Source organism: Pseudomonas sp. ADAK13, assembly GCF_012935715.1.
Classification (GTDB): Bacteria; Pseudomonadota; Gammaproteobacteria; order Pseudomonadales; family Pseudomonadaceae; genus Aquipseudomonas.
In genome coordinates this window covers 280,829-305,914 of the sequence record NZ_CP052860.1, presented here as the reverse complement: position 1 = coordinate 305,914, position 25,086 = coordinate 280,829, and the positions used below count along the sequence as shown (strand labels likewise).

The following is a 25,086-nucleotide window of genomic DNA, read 5'->3' as shown; positions in this document are numbered from 1 at the left end:
GTAACTGACGGAAGGGCGCGTTTACGTGCCCTTTTGTCTTTTGTCTAATGAGGTGATTGGTCATGGACATGAGCGTCAAGCTGAACCTGTCTTACCCTGCGGCAGCGCCACAGAATGCACCTGCTCCTGTCAGTGCCGATCCGCAGAAGCCCAAGGTGGACGCCGTTGCTGGCGCGAAAGATGCCCAGCAGCCAGCGAGCCACACCGATTTGAAAAAAGCGGTCAACGACATAAACGAATTCATCCAGGCTGCCCAGCGCAAACTGGATTTTTCCATTGATGACTCCACCCACCAGGTTGTGGTCAAGGTCATTGCGACCGAAAGCGGTGAGGTCATTCGCCAGATTCCGTCGGAATTGGCCCTGAAACTCGCCCAGAGCCTTCATGACGCCAGCAGCTTGCTGTTTGACGCCAAGGTCTAAACTGGCATGAACTTTGTTGCGAAAACTGCCTAGAGCGTGATTCGTCAATAAAGCATCAGCCCCGGATTAGGAGAAAGACGATGACAGTCGTAGCAGGTCTAACGGTCAACGGCCCGGGTACGGGCATCGACGTTCAAGGTCTTGTGAAGTCGTTGGTGGGTTCGCAAACCGCACCCAAGCAAGCGCAGATCGACAGCCAGACCAAAATATCCACTGCGCAACTGACCTCGATCGGTAAAATCCAGGCGGCCCTGGACGCGTTCCGGGGCGCGCTGGATAACATGACCAAGACCGTCAACTTCAGCGGCTTGAGTGCGACGGTTTCGAACGACAAGCTCGCGACGATCACGTTGGGCCCGGGCGCCGCCGCCGGCAACTTTACGTTGAACGTTACCAATTTGGCCACGGCGTCAAAAGTCTCCACCGCCGTGATTCCCGGCGGGCCGACGGCCGTTGTCAATTCCGGGGCTTCGGCGACGGTGTTTACGGTCTCCCAGTCCGGCAAGGATTACAGCGTCAGTGTGCCGCCGGGCGGCACCCTGCAGCAGGTGCGTGACTCGCTCAACTCGCAGTACGGCAATGCGGGCTTGAGTGCCAACATCCTGACTGACTCCAACGGTTCCCGTTTGGTGGTCACGTCCTCGACGACCGGTAAAGGTAGCGACATCACCTTCAAGGGCTCCTCGGGCCTGGATACGGGCGCTACGGTCGTGGGCGCGGCGCCGGTGAACGCCGTGTATAACCTGGACGGCAGCCCTCAAGAATCCACGAGCAATACCCTGCCCAACGCTATCAGTGGTGTGAGCATCACCTTGACGGGGGTTTCGGCTGCTGCTGACGGCCCTAACGGCGCTTCGACGATCAAGGTGTCTGCGAACGCCGCCACCCTGAAGTCGGCCGTCAAGGGCTTCACGGACACCTACAGTGCATTGGTCAAGGCTGTGAATGCCGAGACTCAGGTCACCACCAACGCCGACGGTTCCGTCACGCCAGGTGCGCTGACCGGGGACAGCTCCGTCCGTACCATGATGGCGTCGATACGCAACGTGATGAACTCGGTGACCGGTAGCGGCGCGTTCAAATCCCTGGCGCAGTTCGGTGTGACCACTGACCAGACAACGGGCATGCTGAGCGTCAGTGATGTGGCGTTTGACAAAGCAGCCCTCACTAACGGCTCCGACATCAACAGCATCTTCACCGGCCCCAACGGGCTGTTGACGGGCCTGACGAATGCGACCGCCAACTATGCGCTGAGCAAGACCGGGGTGTTCGCCCAAAAGTCCACGACGCTTCAGGACAACCTCAAGGACCTGACCAATCAACAGAGCGCCCTGGACACCCGCTCCAGTGCCCTGACAGCCTCCCTGACCCTGAAATACAACGCGATGGACTCCCTGGTGGCGCAGCTCAAGGCCCAAGGCGACAGCGTAATGACCACGCTCAACTCGCTGAACAATCCGAAGTCCACCTGATTGACGGACACATAAAGCCCGCCGAAAGCGCTGTGTCACAGCGCCAGGCGGGCTAAAGTTTTGTGTAACGCCGTCGACATAATAATCAGCATCCACCCTTTTTAGTTGTCGCCTGTCACGAGGTAGAAACATGAATCCCATGAGAGCCCTTCGCCAATACCAGAAGGTCAACACCCACGCCCAGATCTCCGAAGCCAGCCCGCACCGCCTGGTGCAGTTGCTGATGGAAGGCGCACTGGATCGTATGGCGCAGGCCAAAGGTGCGATGGCTCGCGGTGATATCGCGCAGAAGGGGCTGATGCTGGGCAAGGCGGTGGACATCCTCGTTGGGTTGCGTGACGGTCTTAACCCCGAGAAGACACCGGACCCGATCGCGCTGCAGCAGTTGGATAACCTGTATGCCTTCATGAGCATGCGCCTGCTGGAAGCCAACCGTCAGAACGACGCTGCGATGATCGATGAGGTCGCAGGTCTTTTGATTACGCTCAAGGAAGGCTGGGATGGTATTGCCACAGAGGTACAGTAGGCCGCGAGGCCTGAGGACGATGTCATGAGCCAAGCATTGCAAAAAATCGACGAGACCCGTGAAGCGCTGTCCGAGGCGTTGGCTGAGCGCAACTGGAGTGCAATCGGCGAACTGGATTTGGGCTGCCGCGCGTTGATCGATGCTGCGCTCAACGAGGATTCGGCGGATGAGGCGGCCATTCGGGCAAAACTGGAAGACTTGCTTTCGGTCTACCAGCAGTTGCTTGAAGCGACAACAGGGGAGCGCCAGGCTATTTTCGAAGAGATGTCGCAGTTCAACCGAGCTAAACACGCGTCAAAGGTTTACCATATGTTCGGCTGAAGGCTCAGTTAATCCGAACACCGCGCGTCATAAATTTGACTGTGCACGATTTTTTGACTTAACTAGTGCTATTTTCAGACGTCAGAAAGCCGTAGCGCAGAAAATGCCTACAGCAATCTAGATTGCCCCAACTCGAGGGCATTAGAGTTTTACTAGGGAAGTTGCTATTGCATGTGGCGTGAAACCAAAATTCTGCTGATCGATGACGATAGCGTCCGGCGCCGCGACCTGGCGGTGATCCTGAATTTTCTTGGCGAAGAAAATCTACCCTGCGGCAGCCACGACTGGCAGCAGGCGGTCAGCTCTTTGACGTCGAGCCGTGAAGTCATTTGTGTGCTGATCGGGACGGTAAACGCTCCTGGCGCCGTTCTGGGCTTGTTAAAGACACTGTCAACCTGGGATGAGTTCCTTCCGGTGTTGCTGATGGGCGATATTTCTTCCGTGGACCTTCCGGAAGACCAGCGCCGCCGCGTGCTTTCCACCCTCGAAATGCCTCCCAGCTACAGCAAATTGCTCGACTCCCTGCACCGTGCCCAGGTCTACCGCGAGATGTACGACCAGGCCCGCGAGCGCGGCCGTCACCGCGAACCCAACCTGTTCCGCAGCCTCGTCGGCACCAGCCGTGCGATCCAGCACGTGCGCCAGATGATGCAGCAAGTGGCCGACACCGACGCCAGCGTGCTGATCCTCGGCGAGTCCGGCACCGGCAAGGAAGTGGTCGCACGCAACCTGCATTACCATTCCAAGCGCCGCGACGGGCCGTTTGTGCCGGTCAACTGCGGGGCGATCCCGGCAGAACTGCTGGAAAGCGAACTGTTCGGCCACGAGAAGGGCGCCTTTACCGGGGCGATCACCAGCCGTGCCGGGCGTTTCGAGCTGGCCAACGGCGGCACCCTGTTCCTCGACGAAATCGGCGACATGCCGCTGCCGATGCAGGTCAAGCTGCTGCGGGTCCTGCAGGAGCGCACCTTCGAGCGCGTGGGCAGCAACAAGACCCAAAGCGTCGACGTGCGCATTATTGCCGCCACCCACAAAAACCTCGAAAGCATGATCGAGGTCGGCAGCTTCCGCGAAGACCTGTACTACCGCCTCAACGTATTCCCGATCGAAATGGCGCCCCTGCGCGAGCGCGTCGAAGACATCCCGCTGCTGATGAACGAACTGATCTCGCGCATGGAACACGAAAAGCGCGGCTCGATTCGCTTCAATTCGGCGGCGATCATGTCCCTGTGCCGCCACGGCTGGCCGGGCAACGTCCGCGAGCTGGCCAACCTGGTGGAGCGCATGGCGATCATGCACCCGTACGGGGTGATCGGCGTGGTCGAGCTGCCGAAGAAATTTCGCTACGTCGACGACGAAGACGAGCAGTTGGTCGACAGCCTGCGCAGCGACCTGGAAGAGCGCGTGGCCATCAACGGCCATACGCCGGACTTCGGTTCCACCGCCATGCTGCCGCCCGAAGGCCTGGACTTGAAGGACTACCTCGGTAGCCTCGAGCAAGGCCTGATCCAGCAAGCGCTCGACGACGCCAACGGCATCGTCGCCCGCGCTGCCGAACGCCTGCGTATCCGTCGTACCACCCTGGTGGAGAAGATGCGCAAGTACGGCATGAGCCGTCGCGAAGGTGATGAACAGGCGGATGATTGACGCCTGTTTTTCAACTGACTGAAAACTAAGCCTATTTTTTTAGGCACGGGTATTGCTACAGCACTCGCAACGTTCCGTTTAACTGACGGTCAGCCAAGCGAGAGAGCATGATGCCCCACGCCGCCCAACTATCTTCGGTCCCTGACATTCAGGGGCCTGCCCCCTCCGTAGAGCAGATCAGCCGCCTTGGGCTTGAGCAGGCGTTTTCCCTGTTCAACCAGATGTCGAGCCAGTTGACTGACTCCTACAGCCTGTTGGAAGCCCGGGTTTCCGAGCTCAAAGGCGAGTTGGCGGTGGTCAGTGCCCAGCGCATGGAAGAGCTGGCCGAGAAAGAACGCCTGGCCAACCGTCTGCAAAACCTCCTCGACCTGTTGCCCGGTGGCGTGATCGTCATCGACGACCAGGGCCGCGTGCGCGAAGCCAACCCGGCGGCCTGCGACATGCTCGGCCTGCCCCTGGAGGGCGAGCTGTGGCGCGAAGTCATCACCCGCTGCTTTGCGCCGCGAGAAGACGATGGCCACGAAATCTCCCTCAAGGACGGGCGCCGCCTGTCCATCGCCACCCGTTCCCTGGATGCCGAGCCCGGCCAGTTGGTGCTGCTCAACGACCTGACCGAAACCCGTCATCTGCAAGACCAGTTGGCACGCCATGAGCGCCTGTCGTCGCTGGGGCGGATGGTCGCTTCTCTGGCGCATCAGATTCGTACGCCGTTGTCCGCCGCGCTGATCTACGCCAGTCATTTGACTGATGAGCAATTGCCGGCGGCCACCCACCAGCGTTTTGCCGGTCGCCTCAAAGAGCGCCTGCACGAACTGGAGCATCAAGTGCGCGACATGCTGGTGTTTGCCCGCGGCGAATTGCCGCTGACCGACCGCGTCACCCCCGCCGCGTTGATGCAGTCGCTGCAAGCTGCCGCCGCGACGCATGTCCAGGAAGCTTCAGTTCGTTGGCAGTGCGACAGCCATCACGGCGAGCTGCTGTGCAACCGCGACACCCTGGTGGGCGCGCTGCTCAACCTGATCGAAAACGCGACCCAGGCCAGTGGCCCCGGGGCGCGGCTCAAAGTGCACCTGTACAACCGTGGCGACACCTTGCGCCTGAGCATCAGCGACAGTGGCAGCGGGATTGAGCCGGTGGTGCTGCAACGCCTGGGCGAGCCATTCTTCACCACCAAAACCAACGGTACTGGCCTGGGCCTGACCGTGGTCAAGGCGGTCGCCCGTGCGCATCAGGGAGAATTGCAGCTGCATTCCCGGTTGGGTCGAGGCACGTGCGCGTTGATCACGCTGCCGCTGTTTTCATGCGCCGTCAGCGCGGAGTAAAAGGTCATGGCTATCAAGGTTTTATTGGTTGAAGACGATCGCGCCCTGCGTGAAGCATTGGCTGACACGCTGCTGCTGGCGGGCCATGACTACCGGGCGGTCGGTTCGGCCGAAGAAGCCTTGGCGGCGGTCGATCAGGAGTCCTTCAGCCTGGTGGTCAGTGACGTGAACATGCCGGGCATGGATGGCCATCAATTGCTCGGCCTGTTGCGTGGGCGTCAGCCGCAGTTGCCGGTGCTGTTGATGACCGCCCACGGCGCGGTGGAGCGTGCCGTCGATGCCATGCGCCAGGGCGCCGCGGATTACCTGGTCAAACCCTTCGAACCAAAAGCTTTGATCGAGCTGGTCGCCCGGCACGCCCTTGGCACCCTCGGCGCCGCCGAGGGTGAAGGTCCGATTGCCTTCGAGCCGGCCAGTGCGCAATTGCTGGAACTGGCCGCCCGCGTGGCCCGCAGCGACTCCACCGTGCTGATCTCCGGTGAGTCCGGCACCGGCAAGGAAGTGCTGGCGCGCTACATTCACCAGCAATCCCATCGCGCCAGCCAGCCGTTCATTGCGATCAACTGCGCGGCCATCCCCGACAACATGCTCGAAGCCACCTTGTTCGGCCATGAGAAAGGTTCGTTCACCGGCGCCATCGCGGCGCAGGCCGGCAAGTTCGAACAGGCGGACGGCGGCACGATCCTGCTCGACGAAATCTCCGAAATGCCCCTGGGCCTGCAAGCCAAATTGCTGCGGGTATTGCAGGAGCGCGAAGTGGAGCGGGTGGGGGCGCGCAAGCCGATCCAGCTGGACATCCGCGTGGTCGCCACCACCAACCGCGACCTGGCGGGCGAAGTGGCGGCGGGGCGCTTCCGTGAGGATTTGTTCTACCGGCTCTCGGTGTTCCCGTTGGCCTGGCGCCCGTTGCGCGAGCGTCCGGCAGACATCATCCCGCTGGCAGAGCGCTTGCTGAGCAAGCACGTCAATAAAATGAAGCATGCCCAGGCGCGCCTGTCGGCCGACGCCCAGGCCTGCCTGATCAGCTACCCATGGCCCGGCAACGTGCGGGAATTGGACAATGCGATCCAGCGCGCGTTGATTTTGCAGCAGGGCGGCCTGATCCAGCCCCAGGATTTCTGCCTTGCCATGGGCACGGGCGCTGCGCCCTTGCCGACGCTGGCGGTTGCGCCGCAGATTGAAGCCGCGCCCGCCGAGTCGGCCGGTGCCTTGGGCGACGACCTGCGCCGCCGCGAATTCCAGATGATCATCGACACCCTGCGCTCCGAGCGCGGCCGCCGCAAAGAGGCCGCCGAGCGCCTGGGCATCAGCCCGCGCACCTTGCGCTACAAGTTGGCACAGATGCGCGATGCCGGAATGGACGTGGAAGCCTACCTCTACGCCACTTGAGAATTCTCGAAGCCGACAGGGTTAGTCGCCTTTTCTTACGAATTGCTACGGAGCTGGCACCCTTGTTGCTACCACCCCAGTAACCGTTGCGTAGTGTCAAAAAATTGCGGGTCGTCGGAGAGAACGTTCATGAGCCAGGGTGTTGAATTCAATCGGTTGATGTTGGATATGCGGTCCATGCAAATGGATGCCATGTCTCAACCGAAATCCGCCGCGCAAGCCGTACCGGAATTGGGTCAGAGCAGCTTTGCCGACATGCTCGGTCAGGCCATCAACAAGGTCAGCGATACCCAGCAGGCTTCCAATCAGTTGGCAACTGCCTTCGAGATCGGCAAAAGCGGCGTGGACCTCACCGACGTGATGGTCGCCTCGCAAAAAGCCAGCGTTTCATTCCAGGCTTTGACCCAGGTGCGCAACAAGCTGGTTCAAGCCTATCAAGACATCATGCAGATGCCGGTTTAAGGACGATTTGAGTCATGGCAGAAGCAGTCGTGGATAACGCACCCGCCAAGGCAGACGGCAAGCCGCCGCTGTTTGGCCTGTCGTTCCTGGAAAACCTCTCCGAGATGACCATGCTGCGTCAGGTGGGCCTGATGGTCGGCCTGGCTGCCAGCGTGGCGATTGGTTTTGCCGTGGTGCTGTGGTCCCAGCAACCGGATTACCGCCCGCTGTACGGAAGCCTGGCGGGCATGGACTCCAAGCAGATCATGGAAACCCTGGCGGCGGCAGATATTGCCTACACCGTCGAACCGAACTCTGGCGCGCTGTTGGTCAAGGCCGATGATGTAGCCCGTGCGCGCATGAAACTGGCGGCCGCCGGCGTGACCCCGTCCGACGCTAATATCGGCTTTGAGATCCTCGACAAGGACCAGGGCCTGGGCACCAGCCAGTTCATGGAAGCCACCCGCTACCGTCGCGGCCTGGAAGGCGAACTGGCGCGCACCATTTCCGCGTTGAACAACGTCAAGGGTGCCCGCGTGCACCTGGCAATTCCGAAAAGCTCGGTGTTTGTGCGCGACGAGCGCAAGCCCAGCGCCTCGGTACTGGTCGAACTGTTTGCTGGCCGCTCGCTGGAGCCTGGCCAGGTGTTGGCGATCATCAACCTGGTGGCCACCAGCGTTCCCGAATTGAGCAAGTCGCAAATCACCGTGGTCGACCAGAAGGGCAACCTGCTGTCCGACATGGCGGAAAACTCCTCGCTGACCATGGCCGGCAAGCAGTTCGACTACAGCCGTCGCATGGAAAGCATGCTGACCCAGCGCGTGCACAACATCCTGCAACCGGTGTTGGGCAATGATCGCTACAAGGCTGAAGTGTCGGCCGATGTGGATTTCAGCGCGGTCGAATCGACTTCCGAGCAGTTCAACCCGGACCAACCGGCCCTGCGCAGCGAGCAGTCGACCACTGAACAACGCACCGCCAGCAATGGCCCGCAAGGTGTGCCGGGTGCCCTGAGCAACCAGCCGCCAACCCCGGCTACCGCCCCGCAAACCACCGGTGGCGCTGCCGCTACCGCAGGCGCGGTGCAACCTGGCCAGCCGCTGCTGGACGCCAACGGCCAGCAGATCATGGACCCGGCCACCGGCCAGCCGATGCTGGCGCCGTACCCGGCCGACAAGCGTCAACAATCCACCAAGAACTTCGAGCTTGACCGCTCCATCAGCCACACAAAGCAGCAGCAGGGCCGGATCAATCGCCTGTCGGTGTCGGTGGTGGTGGATGACCAGGTCAAGGTCAACGCCGCTGATGGCGCCGTCACCCGTGCACCGTGGAGCGCCGATGAATTGGCGCGCTTCACCCGCCTGGTGCAGGACGCGGTGGGCTTCGATGCCAGCCGTGGCGACAGCGTCAGCGTGATCAATATGCCGTTCTCCGCCGAGCGTGGCGAAGTCATCGCCGAGGCGGCGTTCTATACTCAGCCGTGGTTCTGGGACATCGTCAAGCAAGTGCTGGGTGTGCTGTTTATCCTGGTGCTGGTGTTCGGCGTGCTGCGTCCGGTGCTCAACAACATCACCGGCCACGGCAAAAAGCAGCTTGCTTTGGCAGGCGGCGACGTCGAGTTGGGGGGCATGGGTGGCCTCGATGGCGAACTGGCCAACGACCGCGTGAGCCTTGGTGGCCCGCAAAGCATTCTGTTGCCGAGCCCGAGCGAGGGTTATGACGCTCAGTTGAACGCAATCAAGAGCCTGGTGGCCGAAGACCCGGGTCGTGTGGCCCAGGTCGTGAAAGAGTGGATTAACGCAGATGAGTGATGCTCGAGCCGCTGTAGCCAAACTCTCCCGGGTCGACAAAGCCGCCGTGCTGTTGCTGTCCCTGGGAGAAACCGACGCCGCCCAAGTGCTGCGCCACATGGGCCCCAAAGAGGTTCAACGGGTAGGTGTGGCCATGGCGCAGATGCGCAATGTGCACCGCGAGCAAGTCGAGCAGGTGATGAGCGAGTTCGTCGAGATCGTCGGCGACCAGACCAGCCTGGGCGTCGGCTCCGACAGCTACATTCGCAAGATGCTCACCTCGGCCCTGGGCGAAGACAAGGCCAACGGCCTGATCGACCGCATCCTGCTGGGTGGCAACACCAGCGGCCTCGACAGCCTGAAGTGGATGGAACCGCGAGCCGTGGCCGATGTGATCCGCTACGAACACCCGCAGATCCAGGCGATCGTGGTGGCGTACCTCGACCCCGACCAGGCCGGTGAAGTGCTCGGCCATTTCGACCACAAGGTGCGCCTGGACATCATCCTGCGCGTCTCGTCGTTGAACACCGTGCAGCCGGCGGCCCTGAAAGAACTCAACACGATTCTCGAGAAGCAGTTCTCGGGCAATTCCAACGCTTCGCGTACCACGTTGGGCGGCATCAAGCGTGCGGCCGACATCATGAACTTCCTCGACAGCTCGGTGGAAGGCCAGTTGATGGACTCGATCCGCGAGATCGACGACAGCCTGTCGGTGCAGATCGAAGACCTCATGTTCGTGTTCAACAACCTCTCCGATGTCGACGACCGTGGCATCCAGGCGTTGCTGCGGGAAGTCTCCTCCGACGTGCTGGTGCTGGCCCTCAAAGGCTCCGACGAAGGCGTCAAGGAAAAGATCTTCAAGAACATGTCCAAGCGGGCTTCCGAACTGCTGCGCGACGACCTCGAGGCCAAGGGCCCGGTGCGCGTCAGCGACGTGGAAACTGCGCAGAAAGAAATCCTCACCATTGCCCGCCGTATGGCCGAAGCCGGAGAAATCGTTCTCGGTGGGAAGGGCGGCGAAGAAATGATTTAAGGCGCCGCGCATGTCGAACAAAGATGAGACGCCCAGCGATCTGATTCGCGCACGGGACGTCGGAGGGTTCGACGTCTGGTCGCTGCCCAGTTTCGACCCGCATCGCCCGGAGCCTGAGCCGGAGCCGGTAGAAGAGCCGCCGGCCGAGATGGAAGAAGTGCCGCTGGAAGAAGTCCAGCCACTGACCCTGGAAGAGCTGGAAAGCATTCGCCAGGAAGCCTACAACGAGGGCTTTTCCACCGGTGAGAAAGACGGCTTTCGCAGCACCACCCTCAAGGTCCGCCAGGAAGCCGAGGCGGCGCTGAGCGTCAAGCTCGCCAGCCTGGAAACCCTGATGGGCAGCCTGTTCGATCCGATTGCCGAGCAGGATTCCCAGATCGAAAAAGCCATGGTTGGCCTGGTGGAACACATCACTCGCCAGGTGATCCAGCGCGAGCTGGCGCTGGACTCCACGCAAATCGAAAGCGTGATGCGCGAAGCCCTCAAGCTGCTGCCCCTGGGCGTCGGCAATGTGCGGTTGTACATCAACCCGCAGGATTTCGAACAGGTCAAAGCCCTGCGCGAGCGCCATGAAGAAACCTGGCGCATCGTCGAAGACGCCGCGCTGCTGCCCGGCGGTTGCCGGGTGGAGACTGAACACAGCCGCATCGACGCCACGATCGAGACGCGCATCAGCCAGATCATGGCCAAGCTGTTTGACCAGTTGCACGAGCAGGCACTGCACCCCGCCGAGCCTGACTTGAGCGTCGAGCTGGACACCCCCGATGCGCCTTGATCGCACCAGCTTCGCCAAGCGCCTGGGTGGCTATGCCGACGTCACCGAGTTGCCGGGCCAGCCGATCCTGGAGGGCCGCCTGCTGCGCATGGTCGGCCTGACCCTGGAAGCCGAAGGCCTGCGCGCCGCCATGGGCAGCCGCTGCATGGTGATCAACGACGACAGCTACCACCCGGTGCAGGTTGAAGCCGAAGTAATGGGTTTTTCCGGCAGCAAAGTATTCCTGATGCCGGTTGGCAGCGTTGCCGGTATTGCCCCCGGCGCCCGTGTGGTGCCGCTGGCTGATACGGGCCGCCTGCCGATGGGCATGAGCATGCTCGGTCGCGTACTCGACGGCGCCGGCCGCGCCCTCGACGGCAAGGGCGGGATGAAGGCGGAAGACTGGGTGCCTATGGACGGCCCGACCATCAACCCGCTCAAGCGTAACCCCATCAGCGTGCCGCTGGACGTGGGCATTCGCAGCATCAACGGTTTATTGACGGTGGGCCGCGGCCAGCGCCTGGGCCTGTTCGCCGGTACCGGCGTGGGTAAGTCGGTGTTGCTGGGCATGATGACGCGCTTCACCGAGGCCGACATCATCGTGGTCGGGCTGATCGGCGAGCGGGGCCGCGAGGTGAAGGAATTCATCGAGCACAGCCTGGGCGAAGAAGGCCTCAAGCGTTCCGTCGTGGTCGCCTCGCCGGCGGACGACGCGCCGCTGATGCGCCTGCGCGCCGCGATGTACTGCACACGCATCGCCGAATATTTTCGCGACAAGGGCAAGAACGTCCTGTTGCTGATGGACTCCCTGACCCGTTTCGCCCAGGCCCAGCGGGAAATCGCCCTGGCCATCGGCGAGCCGCCGGCCACCAAGGGCTATCCGCCGTCCGTGTTCGCCAAGCTGCCCAAGCTGGTGGAGCGCGCCGGTAACTCCGAGGCCGGCGGTGGTTCAATCACCGCGTTCTACACCGTGCTCTCCGAAGGCGATGACCAGCAGGACCCGATTGCCGACTCGGCACGTGGCGTGCTCGACGGGCATATCGTGCTGTCCCGGCGCTTGGCCGAGGAAGGGCACTACCCGGCCATCGACATCGAAGCCTCCATCAGCCGGGTGATGCCGTCGGTGGTCACACCCGAGCACATGATGCGTGCGCAGCAATTCAAGCAACTCTGGTCGCGCTATCAACAGAGCCGCGACCTGATCAGCGTGGGCGCCTACGTGGCCGGCGGTGATCGCGAGACCGACCTGGCGATTGCCCTGCAACCGCAACTGGTGACCTACCTGCGCCAGGGCCTCAACGACAAGATCAGCATGGGTGAAAGCGAGGCGCACCTGGGCACCATATTCGCGCCGGCGCCAGGCGGATAACCCATGGCCAACACGCGTGCCGCGCGCCTTGCCCCAGTGGTGGACATGGCCGAAAAAGCCGAAAAGACCGCCGTCCAGCGCCTGGGGTACTTCCAGGGCCAGGTTCGCCTGGCGGAAAGCAAACTGGGCGACCTGGAGCGCTTTCGCGGCGAGTATCAGCAACAGTGGATCGAGCGCGGCAGCAAGGGCGTGTCCGGGCAATGGCTGATGGGGTACCAGGGCTTTCTCAATCAACTGGAAACCGCTGTCGGCCAGCAACGCCAGAGCCTGGCGTGGCACCAGGCCAACGTCGACAAGGCCCGCGACAGTTGGCAACAGGCCTACGCCCGGGTCGAAGGCCTGCGCAAACTGGTGCAGCGCTACATCGACGAAGCCCGTGCGCTGGAAGACAAACGCGAGCAGAAATTGCTCGATGAGCTGTCCCAACGTCTTCCCCGCCAAAACCCCTATTAACCACGCCACCGCTGCTGCATGGATTTGCCCACTTCCCCATCACCTGCTAAACCTTGTTGCACATTGCCAATGACAAGGAAGCAGTCGTATGTCAGTCGAATCAGAAGTGTCCCTGGACGGGACGAAGTTGACGATCACCGTCAGGGGGCGATTCGATTTCGGTAGCCACCAGGCCTTTCGTGATGCCTACGAGCGGTTCTACAAGGTGCCCGAGATCTACGTGGTGGACTTGAAGGAAACCACCTACATGGACAGCTCGGCACTGGGCATGCTCCTGCTGTTGCGTGACCATGCCGGTGGCGACAATGCCGAAGTGCAGGTGGTCAACAGCAACTCCGACGTGCGCAAGATCCTCGCCATTTCCAACTTCGACAAACTGTTCGACCTCACTTGAGCGTCCTGGCCCCGGTCCTTGAGGCGCTGACGGTGTTGATCGCCGAAGACAGCGCCGCTGACCTGTTGTTGCTGTCGACCATTGTGCGCCGCCAGGGCCACCAGGTGATCACCGCCAGCAACGGCGAGGAAGCGGTGCAAGTGTTCATCCGCGAGCGGCCGCAGTTGGTGTTGATGGACGCCCTGATGCCGGTCATGGATGGCTTTGAGGCGGCCCGGCAGATCAAGCACCTGGCGGGGGAAGCGCTGGTGCCGATCATCTTCCTCACCTCCCTGCGCGAGAGCGAAGCCCTGGCCCAGTGCCTGGATGCGGGCGGTGATGACTTCCTGGCCAAACCCTATAACCAGGTGATCCTGGCGGCGAAGATCAACGCCATGGACCGACTGCGCCGCTTGCAGGCCACGGTATTACAGCAGCGGGACCTGATCGCCCGGCACAACGACCATCTGTTGCAGGAACAGCGGGTGGCCAAGGCGGTGTTCGACAAGGTCGCCCACTCCGGCTGTATCAACGCCGCGCCGAATATTCGCTACGTGCAATCGCCCTACGCGCTGTTCAACGGCGATTTACTGTTGGCCGCCTATACGCCGTCGGGTGACATGCATGTGCTGCTGGGGGATTTCACCGGCCACGGTTTGCCCGCCGCGGTCGGCGCCATGCCCCTGGCGGAAGTGTTCTACGGCATGACCGCCAAGGGTTACGGCCTGGCGCAGACGTTGCGGGAGATGAACGCCAAGCTCAAGCGCATCTTGCCGGTGGACATGTTCTGTTGCGCCACCCTGCTGTGCCTCAGCGCCCAGCGGCGGGTGGTGGAAGTGTGGAACGGCGGCATGCCCGAGGGCTACGTGCATGAAATCGCCACCGGCAAGCGCACGCCGCTGCTGTCTCGGCATTTGCCGCTGGGCATATTGGCGGCCGAGGCGTTTGATGACCGCACTGAAGTCTGGCCGATGGCGCTGGGTGACCGGGTGTTCTTGTTGTCGGATGGCGTGCTGGACACCGCCGATGCCCACGAGCAATTGTTTGGCGCCGAGCGTTTGCAGCAGGTGTTTGCGGCCAATCGCGAGCCCGACCGGTTGTTCGAGGAGATCGAGCAGGCCCTGGCGGGTTTTCGCGGTGAAGTGCGCGATGACATCAGCATGGTGGAAATCAGCCTGCAGGCGGGGGAGGTGTTGCGCTCGCCGTCGGTGATGTATTCCGACAGCGGCCAGTCGTCGCCGCTGGATTGGTCGGTCAGCTTTGAATTTCGTGCCGAGACGCTCAAGTCCTACAACCCTTTGCCGTATTTGCTGCAACTGCTGTTGGAGATTCATGGGCTGCGTGAGCAGAGCGGTGCGTTGTACACGGTGATGGCGGAGTTGTATTCCAATGCCCTGGAGCATGGTGTGCTGGGGCTGGATTCGCGGCTGAAGCGGGATGCCCAGGGATTTGCGGCGTATTACCGGGAGCGTAATGAGCGGCTGGCGCAGGTGAACAGCGGGTATGTGCGGGTGCACCTGAATGTGGTGCCGGCCGGGGAGGGCGGTTGCCTGACCTTGCGGATCGAGGACAGTGGGCCGGGGTTTGATGTGGAGAAGGTGCTGGCCAGGCCGCTGGATGTTGACCGTCTGTCTGGTCGGGGGTTGAGCCTGGTACGTCAGTTGAGCAGCGATGTAGGCTGGACTGACGGCGGGCGGTGTGTGTGCGTGGAGTTTTCATGGAAGGCTCTGGCATAATCCGCCGATTCTTGATCAAGGAGCGAACAAGTGGCAGAGATTCATCTGGACCCCGATGTGCTGACCGGCTTGCAGGAGGTCATGGAGGGCGAGTATCCGAAGCTGCTCGACACGTTTCTCGATGACTCGCAGAAGCGGGTAGAGGCGCTGCGCCGGGCGCGGGATGATGCCAAGGCGTTGGGGCGGATTGCCCATAGCTTCAAGGGGAGTAGCGGTAACCTTGGGGCCGTGCGGTTGGCTGAGCTTTGTCAGTTGCTTGAGGATCGGTCGGCCAAGCCTGTGGTTGCGGATTTGGGGCGGTTGGTGGATGAAATTGACCATGAGTTCGCGTTGGTAAGGCCGTTGTATGAGCATGAGCGGGAGCGGTTTGGGCTCTGACGCTGTTGGGGTGTATATCCGTTATTTCGGTAACGGCTGCTTATGGTTCCGCTCTTACAGCGGGTCACTTTGGAAAAGCCCCAAAGTAACCAAAGGGCTCTGCCCCGCCTGTCGGCACCTCGCCTAGGCTCGGTGTTCCCTCACTCCGGCATTGCTCCGCGGGCCGCCGCGACGGGGCGTCCCTGCCCCGTCGCGGCTAAACCGGCGTCCTGCCGGTTTACCCGCTCCTCAATCCCTGCGTTCGGCCTCGGGCTTATTGGGGCAGTCAGAGCCAGATCAAGATCAAAAGCAAGAGCACAGCGGCCTACAGGCCGGCTTGAGTGGTAGAAGCCAGATCAAAAGCGAAAGCCAAATCTGAAACGGATGCAGCTCTGCTTTTCTGTGGGAGCTGGCTTGCCTGCGATGCAGACACCTCGGTTTTTCAGGTACACCGAGGCGATGCCATCGCAGGCAAGCCAGCTCCCACATTTCACCGTGCCCCCGGTGTCAGGGTAGTTGTCGCGTCCACCGCTTTTTGAACACATTTCGGGGGCGGCAAGAGTATGGTCATGCCTTTCTACTCAGATGAACGTAAAGCCGCACTGCTGAAAATGATGCTTCCGCCCCTGAGCCTTTCAGCAGCGGAGGTCGCTCGCCGCGAAGGTTGCAGCGATATGTCTCTCCATTATTGGCGCAAACAAGCTGCTGCCAGAGGAACGCAATTGTCCGACGCTAAACAACCCGCCGAAAATTGGTCAGCCGAATCCAAACTGACGGTCATCATAGAGACCGGTTCGCTGTCGGAACTGGAGATCGGTGAATATTGCCGAAGAAAAGGTATTTTTCCCGAGCAGATTACCGATTGGCGTAATGCGTTTATCGCCAGTAGCACCCAAAAACCAGCTGCGAAAACGGCGAGTTCAGGGCAGTCACGGGATGATAAAAAAAGGATCCGTGAGCTTGAGCGCGAACTACGCCGCAAGGATGCGGCGCTGGCCGAGACGGCGGCGTTACTGGTGCTGAGAAAAAAGCTCAATGCCTACTGGGGGAGCGACGACGAGGACAACTGACCTTGTTGCCAGAACGGTATTTACTCGTTGGTTGGCTCAATGAAGCCATCCTGGCGGGCGCCCGCAGGGCGCCTGCTTGTCAGGAGGTAGGCCTTTCACTGAGGACACTGCAACGCTGGAATTTGCCGGAAGAAATCTTGGCGGATGGGCGCACGACGACGCTCAGGCGGATGCCGAACAACGCACTCAGTGAGCTTGAACGGCAAAGTATCGTGACGCTGTGCAACAGCAAAACCTATGCGCATCTGCCGCCGAGCCAAATCGTGCCACAGCTGGCTGACGAGGGGCGTTACATGGCCTCGGAGGCGACATTTTATCGCGTACTGCACGCGGCAGGTCAGCAGCAACATCGCTCGCGTGCCAAGCGGCCGCATCGTCATGAGGCGCCCACGACTTATGCGGCGACCGCCGCCAATCAAGTGTGGTCATGGGACATCACTTACTTGCCGTCACCGGTTCGCGGAAAGTTTTACTACCTCTATCTGATCGAGGATATCTACAGCCGGAAGGCGGTGGGTTGGGAAGTTTACGAAGCAGAAAGCGGTGAAAAAGCAGCCGCGTTGCTGCAACGAAGCGTGACTCAGGAAAAGTGTTGGCTCCAGCCGTTGGTGCTTCACTCGGACAACGGTGCGCCGATGAAATCGTTAACGCTACTAACCAAGATGTACGACTTGGGCATCACGCCGTCTCGCGGTAGACCACGGGTCAGTAACGACAACCCGTACTCGGAATCGTTGTTCAGAACGCTGAAATACTGCCCGCAGTGGCCGCAGGACGGGTTTTCCAGCCTGGATGAGGCGCGTATCTGGGTAAGGAATTTTATGACCTGGTACAACACCGTGCACCGTCATAGTCGGATCCGCTTCGTGACACCCGCTCAACGTCACGAAGGGAAAGACCGGGAAATCTTGGCTCGCCGAGATGCGGTATACAGGCAAGCCAGAGAGAGAAGACCGGAAAGATGGTCAGGTGAGACACGCAACTGGAACCCTATCGGGACGGTGTATCTGAACCCTGAAAGGGAGCTGACAGTGGTAATAAAAGCCGCGTAGTACGACGATGAGCGCGACAACTACCTTGAAAAACGCCGCGTGCCCGCTTTTGATTTTGATCTTGCCTTTGCTTCACACCACTCAAGCCGGCCTGTAGGCCGCTGTGTTTTTGATCTGCTTTTGATCTTGATCTTAGGCGCCCCGTTAAACCACGCTGGCCGAACGCAGGTAGTACGGAGCGGGTAAACCGGCAGGACGCCGGTTTAGCCGCGACGGGGCAGGGACGCCCCGTCGCGGCGGCCCGCGGAGTACTACCGGAGTTGAGGGCACACCGAGCCTGAGCGAGGTGCCGAGTGGTGGGGCAAGAGCGTTTTGCTTACTTTTGCGCTGTTCAAAAGTGAGCCGCTGTAAGAGCGGAACCAATAGCGGCCCTAACCCAAACAACGGATATACACACCAAACCCAAAAGCTGGCCCAACTCTTGCTCTACCTCCTGTAACCGCACCCTCGACCCCTGTGCGGCGGAGACTCTTATATATGGCAATCACCCCGAATTCGCTCCTTCAGGCGGCCCCTGCGGCCAAGCCTCAAGCGCCCGCTGCCAATCCACCGGCAGTGGCTGCGGACCCGCGGGACAAGGCCCCGGGCTTCGCTCAGGTGTTCGCCAACCAGGCCTCCACGCCTGCGGCAAAACCCACCGACACCACCACCAGATCCACCCGCGACAAGCCTGCGGACAGCAGCGCAAAGCCCGCCGCCAACAACGACAAGCCTGCCGCCGGCACCCCATCGGTTGCCGATAACGGCAAGACTTTGCCTGCCACCCCGCCGGCCAAGTCCGACCCCCCGGACACCACCGCTAAGGCTGACGACACGGCGCCTGCAGACGACCCGACCCTGGCCCAGCAACCCCCGGTTGACCCCACCGTCGACCCGGCGCTTGTGGCGGCGGTCGTCCCCGTTCCCGTTCCCGCAGCGCCGGCGCCCGTCGAGACGCCGGCACCGGCGGCAGCGAAAGATGACAAGGCCCAACCCGTGGTGGCACCTGCGGTGGCCGCGACCGACGACGCCAAGCCCGCCTTCGACCCCGAGGCCGATCCGCTGGACGCCATGCCCGCCGTGCGCCTGGCCATGGAGCAGGGCGGACACGTTTCCGCCAGCAGCCAAACCCCGGCAAAAACCGCCCCGGCCCCGACCCAGGATCAGCCGACCGCCGCGCAAAACTTCGCCACGGGCCTGGCCAATATGGTCGATCAGCAAGCGGCCAAGGACAGCACCGACCAGGGCGGCGACAAAGCCTTTACCGGCCTGATCGACGGCGGCCTCAAGGACCTGAAGGACGCCAGCAGCGACACCCGTGTCGATGACTTTGCCAACCGTCTCGCCGCGCTGACCCAGGCTGCCACGCCGAAAACCGCGAATGCCTTGCCGCCGGTCGCCAACGCGCCATTGGCCATGCACCAGAGCGGCTGGACGGATGAGGTGGTGAACCGGGTCATGTACTTGTCCAGCGCCAACCTCAAGTCGGCCGAAATCCAGTTGCAGCCTGCTGAACTGGGCCGCCTGGACATCAGCGTGAAAATGTCCGCCGACCAACAGGCGCAGGTCACCTTCATGAGCGGCCACGCGGTGGTGCGTGAAGCCCTGGAAAGCCAGTCGGGACGCCTGCGGGAGATGTTCGCCCAGCAGGGCATGGGCCAGGTCGACGTCAACGTGTCCGACCAGTCCCGTGGCTGGCAGGGTCAACAGGGCCAGGACCAGCAACAGCAGAACCAGGCCCGCGGCGTCAGTGGCAGTGGCGGGCGGGGTGATGGGGCTGATGGCGGCGGTGTCGGTGAAGTGGCTGAAGTCGCAGCGCCGGTTGTGCAGTCCGTGATCGGCTCCAGCGCGGTGGACTATTACGCCTGATCTGAAGAGTGGCCTTATTTCCAGTTGGAATCGGGTCATGTGAGAGCTGGCTTGCCTGCGATAGCGGTGGGTCAGCAATCAAGATATCGCCTGGCAGGGCCTCATCGCAGGCAAGCCAGCTCCCACAGTTAATCGGCGTTGTGAGTAAGAGCACCTCACTCTTCCCGTTTGAACAGACAACTCTGGCATAACACTTGCTCTTGCCTTTCCCCAGAACTATGAATCCCCGAATAGTGACGGATTATTGGCATGGCGAAGAGCGACGACGTAGCAAAAGCACCCGCAGGCAAGGGCAAGCTCAAGCTTATCCTGCTGATTGTTCTGGGCTTGTTCCTGGCGATCGGCGTGTCCGTGGGGGCTACCTGGTACTTCATGCACAGTGCCGCAAGCAAACCGGCAGCGACTGCCGAGATCAACCCCAACGTCAAGCAACCGGCAATCTTCGAGCCGATGCTTCCGGCGTTTGTCGCCAACTTCAATCAGAACGGCCGCCAACGCTACCTGCAGGTGAGCATTACCCTGCTGGCGCGTAACCAGGCAGACCTGGATGCCCTCAAGGTGCACATGCCAGTGATCCGCAACAACCTGGTGATGCTGTTCTCTGCCCAGCCCTTCGACACCCTCGCCACCCCGGTGGGCCAGGAAATGCTGCGCCAGAAGGTCACTGCCAGTGTGCAGGAAGTGGCCCAGAAGGAAGTCGGCAAACCTGTGATCGAGCAGGTGCTCTTCACTAATTTCGTATTGCAGTAGGATCACGACATGGCCGTGCAGGACCTGCTGTCCCAGGATGAAATCGATGCGCTGCTCCATGGCGTCGACGATGGTCTGGTACAGACCGAAATGGCTGCCGAGCCCGGCAGCGTCAAAAGCTACGACCTGACCAGCCAGGATCGCATCGTCCGTGGACGCATGCCGACCCTGGAAATGATCAACGAACGGTTTGCCCGTTACACCCGCATCAGCATGTTCAACATGCTGCGCCGCTCGGCGGACGTGGCGGTGGGCGGCGTGCAGGTGATGAAGTTCGGTGAATACGTGCACTCGCTGTACGTGCCCACCAGCCTCAACCTGGTGAAGATCAAGCCGCTGCGCGGTACCGCGCTGTTCATCCTCGACGCCAAGCTGGTGTTCAAGCTGGTGGACAACTTCTTCGGCGGTGACGGCCGTCACGCCAAGATCGAAGGCCGTGAATTCACCCCGACTGAACTGCGCGTAGTGCGCATGGTGCTGGAGCAGGCCTTCATCGACTTGAAGGAAGCCTGGCAGGCGATCATGGAAGTCAACTTCGAGTACATCAACTCGGAAGTGAACCCGGCCATGGCCAACATCGTCGGCCCCAGCGAAGCCATTGTGGTCTCCACCTTCCACATCGAGCTCGATGGCGGTGGCGGCGACCTGCACGTGACCATGCCGTACTCGATGATCGAGCCGGTGCGCGAGATGCTCGATGCGGGCTTCCAGTCCGACCTCGACGACCAGGACGAACGCTGGGTCAAGGCCCTGCGCGAAGACCTGCTGGACGTCGACGTGCCCCTGAGCGCCACCGTGGCCCGTCGCCAGCTGCGTTTGCGGGATATTTTGCACATGCAGCCGGGGGACGTGATTCCCGTCGAACTGCCGGAAGAACTGATCATGCGCGCCAATGGCGTGCCGTCGTTCAAGGTCAAGCTCGGCTCTCACAAAGGCAACCTGGCGTTGCAAGTGATTGAGCCGATCAACCGTCGCTGATCCACACTAATTTCTGCTCCGCCGAGGACATGTAATGGCTACTGAACACGAAAACACTTCCGCCGAAGACCAGGCCCTGGCTGACGAGTGGGCGGCTGCCCTGGAAGAAACCGGCGACGTCGGCCAGGACGATATCGACGCCCTGCTGGCGGCCGATGCGGCCACCGCACCGGTGGGTAATCGCATCCCCATGGAAGAGTTCGGCAGCGTGCCGAAGAACAATGAGCCGGTAACCCTGGATGGTCCGAACCTGGACGTGATCCTCGATATCCCGGTGTCGATCTCCATGGAAGTCGGCAGCACCGAAATCAACATCCGCAACCTGCTGCAACTCAACCAGGGTTCGGTGATCGAGCTGGACCGCTTGGCCGGCGAGCCGCTGGACGTGCTGGTCAACGGCACACTGATCGCCCATGGCGAAGTGGTGGTGGTCAACGAGAAGTTTGGCATCCGCCTGACTGACGTGATCAGCCCGAGCGAACGCATCAAGAAGTTGCGTTGATATGAAGCGCTCATTGGTAGGACTGTTATCGACGCTGCCCTTGAACGCAATGGCAGCAGAGCCGGTCGCCCAGGCGGCCGCGCCGGCGCTGGGCGGTGGCGTCGGCGGGCAATTGACGCAGTTGGTGCTGGGTTTGTTGCTGGTGGTGGGGCTGATCTTCGTGCTCGCCTGGGTGCTGCGCCGCGTACAACGCATTGGCCCGGGCAATGCGCAGGTCATCGAGCTGGTGGGTTCACGAGCCCTGGGCCCGCGGGACCGGCTGGTGCTGGTGCAAGTCGGTGACGAACAGATTCTGCTGGGCATCACCCCCGGCCGCATCACCCCGTTGCACGTGCTCAAGACGCCTGTGGAAGTGGCCCAGACTCAAGCGGCCACGCCGGAATTCGCCCAGCGCCTCATGGAGTTGCTGGGCAAGGATCAGAAGGATAAGAAGTAATGCGCGTTTTATTGACGCTCATGCTGTTGCTGGCAGCGCCGCTGGCGTACGCGGCGGACCCGTTGTCGATCCCGGCGATTACCCTGGGCACCAACGCGGCAGGCGCGCAGGAGTATTCGGTCAGCCTGCAGATCCTGCTGATCATGACCGCGCTGAGCTTCATCCCCGCGTTCGTGATGCTGATGACCAGCTTCACCCGCATCATCATCGTGTTCTCGATCCTGCGTCAGGCCCTCGGCCTGCAACAGACGCCGTCGAACCAGATCCTGACCGGCATGGCGCTGTTCTTGACGCTGTTCATCATGGCGCCGGTGTTCGACAAGGTGAACCAGCAAGCCCTGCAACCGTACCTGGCAGAGAAGATGACCGCCCAGGATGCGATCGACAAGGCGCAGGGCCCGATCAAGGATTTCATGCTGTCCCAGACCCGTTCCAGCGACCTTGAGTTGTTCGTGCGGTTGTCCAAGCGTACCGACATCGCCAGCCCCGACATGGCGCCGCTGACCATCCTGGTGCCGGCGTTCGTGACCTCGGAGCTGAAGACTGCGTTCCAGATCGGCTTCATGATCTTCATCCCGTTCCTGATCATCGACCTCGTCGTGGCGAGTGTGCTGATGGCCATGGGGATGATGATGCTGTCGCCGTTGATCATTTCGTTGCCGTTCAAGATCATGCTGTTTGTGTTGGTGGACGGGTGGGCGCTGATTATCGGCACCCTGGCCGGCAGTTTCGGTGGGGTTTAGCGCATGACGCCAGAAGTAGCAGTCGACCTGTTTCGCGAAGCCCTGTGGCTGACCACCATGATGGTCGCGGTGCTCGTGGTGCCCAGCCTGTTGGTGGGCCTGCTGGTGGCGATGTTCCAGGCCGCGACCCAGATCAACGAACAGACCTTGAGCTTCCTGCCGCGCCTGCTGGTGATGCTGATCACCCTGATCGTCGCCGGCCCGTGGCTGGTGCAAACCTTCATGGAATACATCCTGCAGCTGTACGGCAGTATTCCGCAGTTGATCGGCTGACCCCGTGAATTCGATGCTGGCGTTGACCGATACCCAGATCAGCACCTGGGTGGCGTCGTTCATCCTGCCGCTGTTCCGGGTCACGGCCGTGCTGATGACCATGCCGGTGTTCGGCACCACCCTGGTACCACGGCGCATTCGCCTGTATTTCGCGGTGGCGATCACTGTGGTCATCGTTCCGGGCTTGCCGCCGATGCCGCCGGTGAATGCCCTCGATCTCAGTGCACTGATGCTGATCGCCGAGCAAATCATCATTGGCGCTTTGCTGGGCTTCTCCCTGACGCTGTTTTTCCAGGCCTTTGTGATCGCCGGGCAAATCATCTCGATCCAGATGGGCATGGGCTTTGCGTCCATGGTCGACCCCACCAATGGCGTGTCGGTGGCGGTGATCGGGCAGTTCCTGACGATGCTGGTGACCTTGCTGTTCCTGGCCATGAACGGCCACCTGGTGGTGTTCGAGGTGATGACTGAAAGCTTCACCACCTTGCCGGTAGGTAGCGGGCTGGTGGTCAATCATTTCTGGGAGTTGGTGGGTCGCCTCAGTTGGGTGCTCGGCGCCTCGTTGCTGCTGGTGTTGCCGGCGATCACCGCGCTGCTGGTGGTCAACATCGCCTTTGGCGTGATGACCCGGGCGGCGCCGCAATTGAACATCTTCTCCATCGGTTTCCCGTTGACCCTGGTGCTGGGCATGGGGATTTTCTGGGTCGGCATGGCTGACATTCTCAATCAGTATCAACCGCTGGCGACCGACGCCTTGCAGTTTTTACGTGACTTGGCGCGGGCGCGGTAAGCCATGGCCGAGAGCGAGAGTGGCCAGGACAAAACAGAAGACCCCACGGAGAAACGTAAAAAGGACTCCCGGGAAAAGGGCGAGATTGCCCGCTCCAAAGAGCTCAACACCCTGGCGATCATGCTCGCCGGCTCCGGTGGCCTGCTGATCTACGGCGGTGGCCTGGCCCTGGACCTGATGGAGTTGATGCGCCTGAATTTCTCCCTGCCCCGTGACGTGCTGTTGAGCCCCGGCGCCATGGGCTTGTACCTGCTGCACTCGGGCAAGATCGCGATTCTCGCGGTGCAGCCGATCCTGATTACCTTGCTGCTGGCAGCACTGATCGGCCCGATCTCCCTCGGCGGCTGGCTGTTTGCCGCTGGCAGCATGGCGCCCAAATTCAGCCGGATGAACCCAGGCCCGGGGCTGAAGCGGATGTTTTCCACCAAGGCCCTGGTGGAGCTGCTCAAGGCCTTGGCCAAGTTCATCCTGATCCTGTTTGTGGCGTTGACCGTGTTGTCGTCCGACATCGACGACTTGCTGCGCATCGCCCATGAGCCGATCGAGCTGGCGATCATCCACAGCGTGCAAGTGGTGGGCTGGAGCACGCTGTGGATGGCCTGCGGGCTGATCATCATTGCTGCGGTGGACGCGCCGATCCAGCTGTGGGAAAGCCACAAGAAGCTGCTGATGACCAAGCAGGAAGTGCGCGACGAGCACAAGGACCAGGAAGGTCGGCCCGAGGTCAAACAGCGGATTCGCCAACTGCAGCGCGAGATGTCCCAGCGCAAGATGATGGCGGCGGTGCCCGACGCCGACGTGGTCATCACCAACCCGACCCACTACGCCGTGGCGCTCAAATACGACCCGGAGAAGGGCGGGGCGCCGATGTTGCTGGCCAAGGGCAGCGACTTTACGGCGTTGAAAATCCGTGAAATTGCCGTGGCCAATGACATTTTGCTGCTGGAGTCACCGGAGTTGGCGCGGTCGATCTTCTATTCCACCGACCTGGACCAGGAAATCCCGGCCGGGTTGTATCTGGCGGTGGCGCAGGTGTTGGCGTACGTGTACCAGATCCGCCAGTACCGCGCGGGCAAGGGCAAGCGTCCGGATCCGCTCAAAGACCTGCCGATTCCGCCGGATTTGCGTCGGGATTCCTGATTTTGCAGCGCCGCTCCCGGCCTCATCGCGGGCAAGCCCGGCTCCCACATTTTGATCGCATTCTCCCGGCCAACTGTGGGAGCGGGCTTGCTCGCGAAG

The 25,086-nt window shown here is 61.4% G+C and carries 26 protein-coding genes; all 26 read left to right on the top strand.

Annotation, left to right across the window (positions count from 1 at the left end; all coding sequences use genetic code 11):
• Positions 1-62 precede the first annotated feature (62 nt).
• Positions 63-422: a flagellar protein FlaG gene (locus tag HKK54_RS01405; protein ID WP_169385964.1), complete on the top strand. Its 360-nt coding sequence runs from the start codon at positions 63-65 to the stop codon at positions 420-422.
• Positions 423-502: 80 nt separating this feature from the next.
• On the top strand, positions 503-1,894 hold the full coding sequence (fliD, locus tag HKK54_RS01400) for a flagellar filament capping protein FliD (RefSeq protein WP_169385963.1): 1,392 nt from the start codon (positions 503-505) through the stop codon (positions 1,892-1,894).
• Between the two features lie 130 nt (positions 1,895-2,024).
• Positions 2,025-2,420 carry a flagellar export chaperone FliS gene (fliS, locus tag HKK54_RS01395; protein ID WP_010166039.1) on the top strand — a complete coding sequence of 132 codons (396 nt, stop codon included), beginning with the start codon at positions 2,025-2,027 and terminating at the stop codon, positions 2,418-2,420.
• A 24-nt stretch (positions 2,421-2,444) separates the two neighbouring features.
• The gene (locus HKK54_RS01390) at positions 2,445-2,741 is read left to right on the top strand and encodes a hypothetical protein (protein ID WP_010166041.1); all 297 of its coding nucleotides are present in this window, start codon (positions 2,445-2,447) and stop codon (positions 2,739-2,741) included.
• A 171-nt stretch (positions 2,742-2,912) separates the two neighbouring features.
• Positions 2,913-4,388, top strand: a complete 1,476-nt coding sequence (locus tag HKK54_RS01385; protein ID WP_010166043.1) for a sigma-54 dependent transcriptional regulator — start codon at positions 2,913-2,915, stop codon at positions 4,386-4,388.
• A 110-nt stretch (positions 4,389-4,498) separates the two neighbouring features.
• Positions 4,499-5,710 (top strand): sensor histidine kinase, encoded by a 1,212-nt coding sequence (locus tag HKK54_RS01380; protein ID WP_010166045.1) that lies wholly within the window; start codon positions 4,499-4,501, stop codon positions 5,708-5,710.
• Between the two features lie 6 nt (positions 5,711-5,716).
• On the top strand, positions 5,717-7,099 hold the full coding sequence (locus HKK54_RS01375) for a sigma-54-dependent transcriptional regulator (protein ID WP_169385962.1): 1,383 nt from the start codon (positions 5,717-5,719) through the stop codon (positions 7,097-7,099).
• Between the two features lie 129 nt (positions 7,100-7,228).
• Entirely contained in the window at positions 7,229-7,561 is a 333-nt protein-coding gene (fliE, locus tag HKK54_RS01370) for a flagellar hook-basal body complex protein FliE (protein ID WP_010166049.1), read from the top strand.
• A gap of 14 nt (positions 7,562-7,575) precedes the next feature.
• The gene (fliF, locus tag HKK54_RS01365) at positions 7,576-9,351 is read left to right on the top strand and encodes a flagellar basal-body MS-ring/collar protein FliF (RefSeq protein WP_010166051.1); all 1,776 of its coding nucleotides are present in this window, start codon (positions 7,576-7,578) and stop codon (positions 9,349-9,351) included.
• Positions 9,344-10,363, top strand: a complete 1,020-nt coding sequence (fliG, locus tag HKK54_RS01360) for a flagellar motor switch protein FliG (protein WP_010166053.1) — start codon at positions 9,344-9,346, stop codon at positions 10,361-10,363. Before fliF ends, fliG begins: the two co-directional genes overlap by 8 nt.
• A 10-nt stretch (positions 10,364-10,373) precedes the next feature.
• On the top strand, positions 10,374-11,138 hold the full coding sequence (gene fliH / locus HKK54_RS01355) for a flagellar assembly protein FliH (RefSeq protein ID WP_169385961.1): 765 nt from the start codon (positions 10,374-10,376) through the stop codon (positions 11,136-11,138).
• Entirely contained in the window at positions 11,128-12,486 is a 1,359-nt protein-coding gene (gene fliI, locus HKK54_RS01350; RefSeq protein WP_010166057.1) for a flagellar protein export ATPase FliI, read from the top strand. Before fliH ends, fliI begins: the two co-directional genes overlap by 11 nt.
• Before the next feature lie 3 nt (positions 12,487-12,489).
• A complete protein-coding gene (gene fliJ / locus HKK54_RS01345; RefSeq protein WP_008434833.1) occupies positions 12,490-12,939 on the top strand; it encodes a flagellar export protein FliJ in 450 nt (149 codons plus the stop codon).
• 88 nt (positions 12,940-13,027) lie between these two features.
• Positions 13,028-13,333, top strand: a complete 306-nt coding sequence (locus tag HKK54_RS01340; RefSeq protein WP_010166062.1) for an STAS domain-containing protein — start codon at positions 13,028-13,030, stop codon at positions 13,331-13,333.
• Positions 13,330-15,048: an ATP-binding SpoIIE family protein phosphatase gene (locus HKK54_RS01335; RefSeq protein WP_010166065.1), complete on the top strand. Its 1,719-nt coding sequence runs from the start codon at positions 13,330-13,332 to the stop codon at positions 15,046-15,048. Before HKK54_RS01340 ends, HKK54_RS01335 begins: the two co-directional genes overlap by 4 nt.
• Before the next feature lie 30 nt (positions 15,049-15,078).
• Positions 15,079-15,426: an Hpt domain-containing protein gene (locus HKK54_RS01330; RefSeq protein ID WP_169385960.1), complete on the top strand. Its 348-nt coding sequence runs from the start codon at positions 15,079-15,081 to the stop codon at positions 15,424-15,426.
• 548 nt (positions 15,427-15,974) lie between these two features.
• Positions 15,975-17,527, top strand: a protein-coding gene (locus tag HKK54_RS01325; RefSeq protein WP_169385877.1) for an IS3 family transposase whose coding sequence is annotated in 2 segments (ribosomal slippage) — positions 15,975-16,437 and positions 16,437-17,527 — 1,554 coding nt in all. Because the reading frame shifts where the segments join, the coding sequence is not laid out codon by codon here.
• Positions 17,528-18,004: 477 nt separating this feature from the next.
• Positions 18,005-19,375, top strand: a complete 1,371-nt coding sequence (locus HKK54_RS01320) for a flagellar hook-length control protein FliK (protein WP_169385959.1) — start codon at positions 18,005-18,007, stop codon at positions 19,373-19,375.
• A 249-nt stretch (positions 19,376-19,624) separates the two neighbouring features.
• Positions 19,625-20,125 carry a flagellar basal body-associated protein FliL gene (fliL, locus tag HKK54_RS01315; protein ID WP_169385958.1) on the top strand — a complete coding sequence of 167 codons (501 nt, stop codon included), beginning with the start codon at positions 19,625-19,627 and terminating at the stop codon, positions 20,123-20,125.
• A 9-nt stretch (positions 20,126-20,134) separates the two neighbouring features.
• Entirely contained in the window at positions 20,135-21,103 is a 969-nt protein-coding gene (gene fliM, locus HKK54_RS01310; RefSeq protein WP_010166091.1) for a flagellar motor switch protein FliM, read from the top strand.
• 34 nt (positions 21,104-21,137) lie between these two features.
• The gene (gene fliN / locus HKK54_RS01305; RefSeq protein WP_010166093.1) at positions 21,138-21,605 is read left to right on the top strand and encodes a flagellar motor switch protein FliN; all 468 of its coding nucleotides are present in this window, start codon (positions 21,138-21,140) and stop codon (positions 21,603-21,605) included.
• A 1-nt stretch (position 21,606) separates the two neighbouring features.
• Positions 21,607-22,041 carry a flagellar biosynthetic protein FliO gene (fliO, locus tag HKK54_RS01300; protein ID WP_169385957.1) on the top strand — a complete coding sequence of 145 codons (435 nt, stop codon included), beginning with the start codon at positions 21,607-21,609 and terminating at the stop codon, positions 22,039-22,041.
• Positions 22,041-22,784 (top strand): flagellar type III secretion system pore protein FliP, encoded by a 744-nt coding sequence (gene fliP, locus HKK54_RS01295; RefSeq protein WP_003214554.1) that lies wholly within the window; start codon positions 22,041-22,043, stop codon positions 22,782-22,784. Before fliO ends, fliP begins: the two co-directional genes overlap by 1 nt.
• Before the next feature lie 3 nt (positions 22,785-22,787).
• Positions 22,788-23,057, top strand: a complete 270-nt coding sequence (fliQ, locus tag HKK54_RS01290) for a flagellar biosynthesis protein FliQ (protein WP_003214552.1) — start codon at positions 22,788-22,790, stop codon at positions 23,055-23,057.
• 13 nt (positions 23,058-23,070) lie between these two features.
• On the top strand, positions 23,071-23,847 hold the full coding sequence (gene fliR / locus HKK54_RS01285; RefSeq protein WP_010166103.1) for a flagellar biosynthetic protein FliR: 777 nt from the start codon (positions 23,071-23,073) through the stop codon (positions 23,845-23,847).
• A 3-nt stretch (positions 23,848-23,850) separates the two neighbouring features.
• Complete coding sequence (gene flhB / locus HKK54_RS01280; protein ID WP_010166105.1) at positions 23,851-24,987, top strand: flagellar biosynthesis protein FlhB; 1,137 nt, start codon at positions 23,851-23,853, stop codon at positions 24,985-24,987.
• The last annotated feature ends 99 nt before the right edge of the window (positions 24,988-25,086 follow it).

Coding starts and splice junctions, on each gene's coding strand:
- HKK54_RS01405 (WP_169385964.1), top strand. CDS start 63: ATGGACATGAGCGTCAAGCTGAACCTGTCTTACCCTGCGGCAGCGCCA.
- fliD (WP_169385963.1), top strand. CDS start 503: ATGACAGTCGTAGCAGGTCTAACGGTCAACGGCCCGGGTACGGGCATC.
- fliS (WP_010166039.1), top strand. CDS start 2,025: ATGAATCCCATGAGAGCCCTTCGCCAATACCAGAAGGTCAACACCCAC.
- HKK54_RS01390 (WP_010166041.1), top strand. CDS start 2,445: ATGAGCCAAGCATTGCAAAAAATCGACGAGACCCGTGAAGCGCTGTCC.
- HKK54_RS01385 (WP_010166043.1), top strand. CDS start 2,913: ATGTGGCGTGAAACCAAAATTCTGCTGATCGATGACGATAGCGTCCGG.
- HKK54_RS01380 (WP_010166045.1), top strand. CDS start 4,499: ATGCCCCACGCCGCCCAACTATCTTCGGTCCCTGACATTCAGGGGCCT.
- HKK54_RS01375 (WP_169385962.1), top strand. CDS start 5,717: ATGGCTATCAAGGTTTTATTGGTTGAAGACGATCGCGCCCTGCGTGAA.
- fliE (WP_010166049.1), top strand. CDS start 7,229: ATGAGCCAGGGTGTTGAATTCAATCGGTTGATGTTGGATATGCGGTCC.
- fliF (WP_010166051.1), top strand. CDS start 7,576: ATGGCAGAAGCAGTCGTGGATAACGCACCCGCCAAGGCAGACGGCAAG.
- fliG (WP_010166053.1), top strand. CDS start 9,344: ATGAGTGATGCTCGAGCCGCTGTAGCCAAACTCTCCCGGGTCGACAAA.
- fliH (WP_169385961.1), top strand. CDS start 10,374: ATGTCGAACAAAGATGAGACGCCCAGCGATCTGATTCGCGCACGGGAC.
- fliI (WP_010166057.1), top strand. CDS start 11,128: ATGCGCCTTGATCGCACCAGCTTCGCCAAGCGCCTGGGTGGCTATGCC.
- fliJ (WP_008434833.1), top strand. CDS start 12,490: ATGGCCAACACGCGTGCCGCGCGCCTTGCCCCAGTGGTGGACATGGCC.
- HKK54_RS01340 (WP_010166062.1), top strand. CDS start 13,028: ATGTCAGTCGAATCAGAAGTGTCCCTGGACGGGACGAAGTTGACGATC.
- HKK54_RS01320 (WP_169385959.1), top strand. CDS start 18,005: ATGGCAATCACCCCGAATTCGCTCCTTCAGGCGGCCCCTGCGGCCAAG.
- fliL (WP_169385958.1), top strand. CDS start 19,625: ATGGCGAAGAGCGACGACGTAGCAAAAGCACCCGCAGGCAAGGGCAAG.
- fliM (WP_010166091.1), top strand. CDS start 20,135: ATGGCCGTGCAGGACCTGCTGTCCCAGGATGAAATCGATGCGCTGCTC.
- fliN (WP_010166093.1), top strand. CDS start 21,138: ATGGCTACTGAACACGAAAACACTTCCGCCGAAGACCAGGCCCTGGCT.
- fliO (WP_169385957.1), top strand. CDS start 21,607: ATGAAGCGCTCATTGGTAGGACTGTTATCGACGCTGCCCTTGAACGCA.
- fliP (WP_003214554.1), top strand. CDS start 22,041: ATGCGCGTTTTATTGACGCTCATGCTGTTGCTGGCAGCGCCGCTGGCG.
- fliQ (WP_003214552.1), top strand. CDS start 22,788: ATGACGCCAGAAGTAGCAGTCGACCTGTTTCGCGAAGCCCTGTGGCTG.
- fliR (WP_010166103.1), top strand. CDS start 23,071: ATGCTGGCGTTGACCGATACCCAGATCAGCACCTGGGTGGCGTCGTTC.
- flhB (WP_010166105.1), top strand. CDS start 23,851: ATGGCCGAGAGCGAGAGTGGCCAGGACAAAACAGAAGACCCCACGGAG.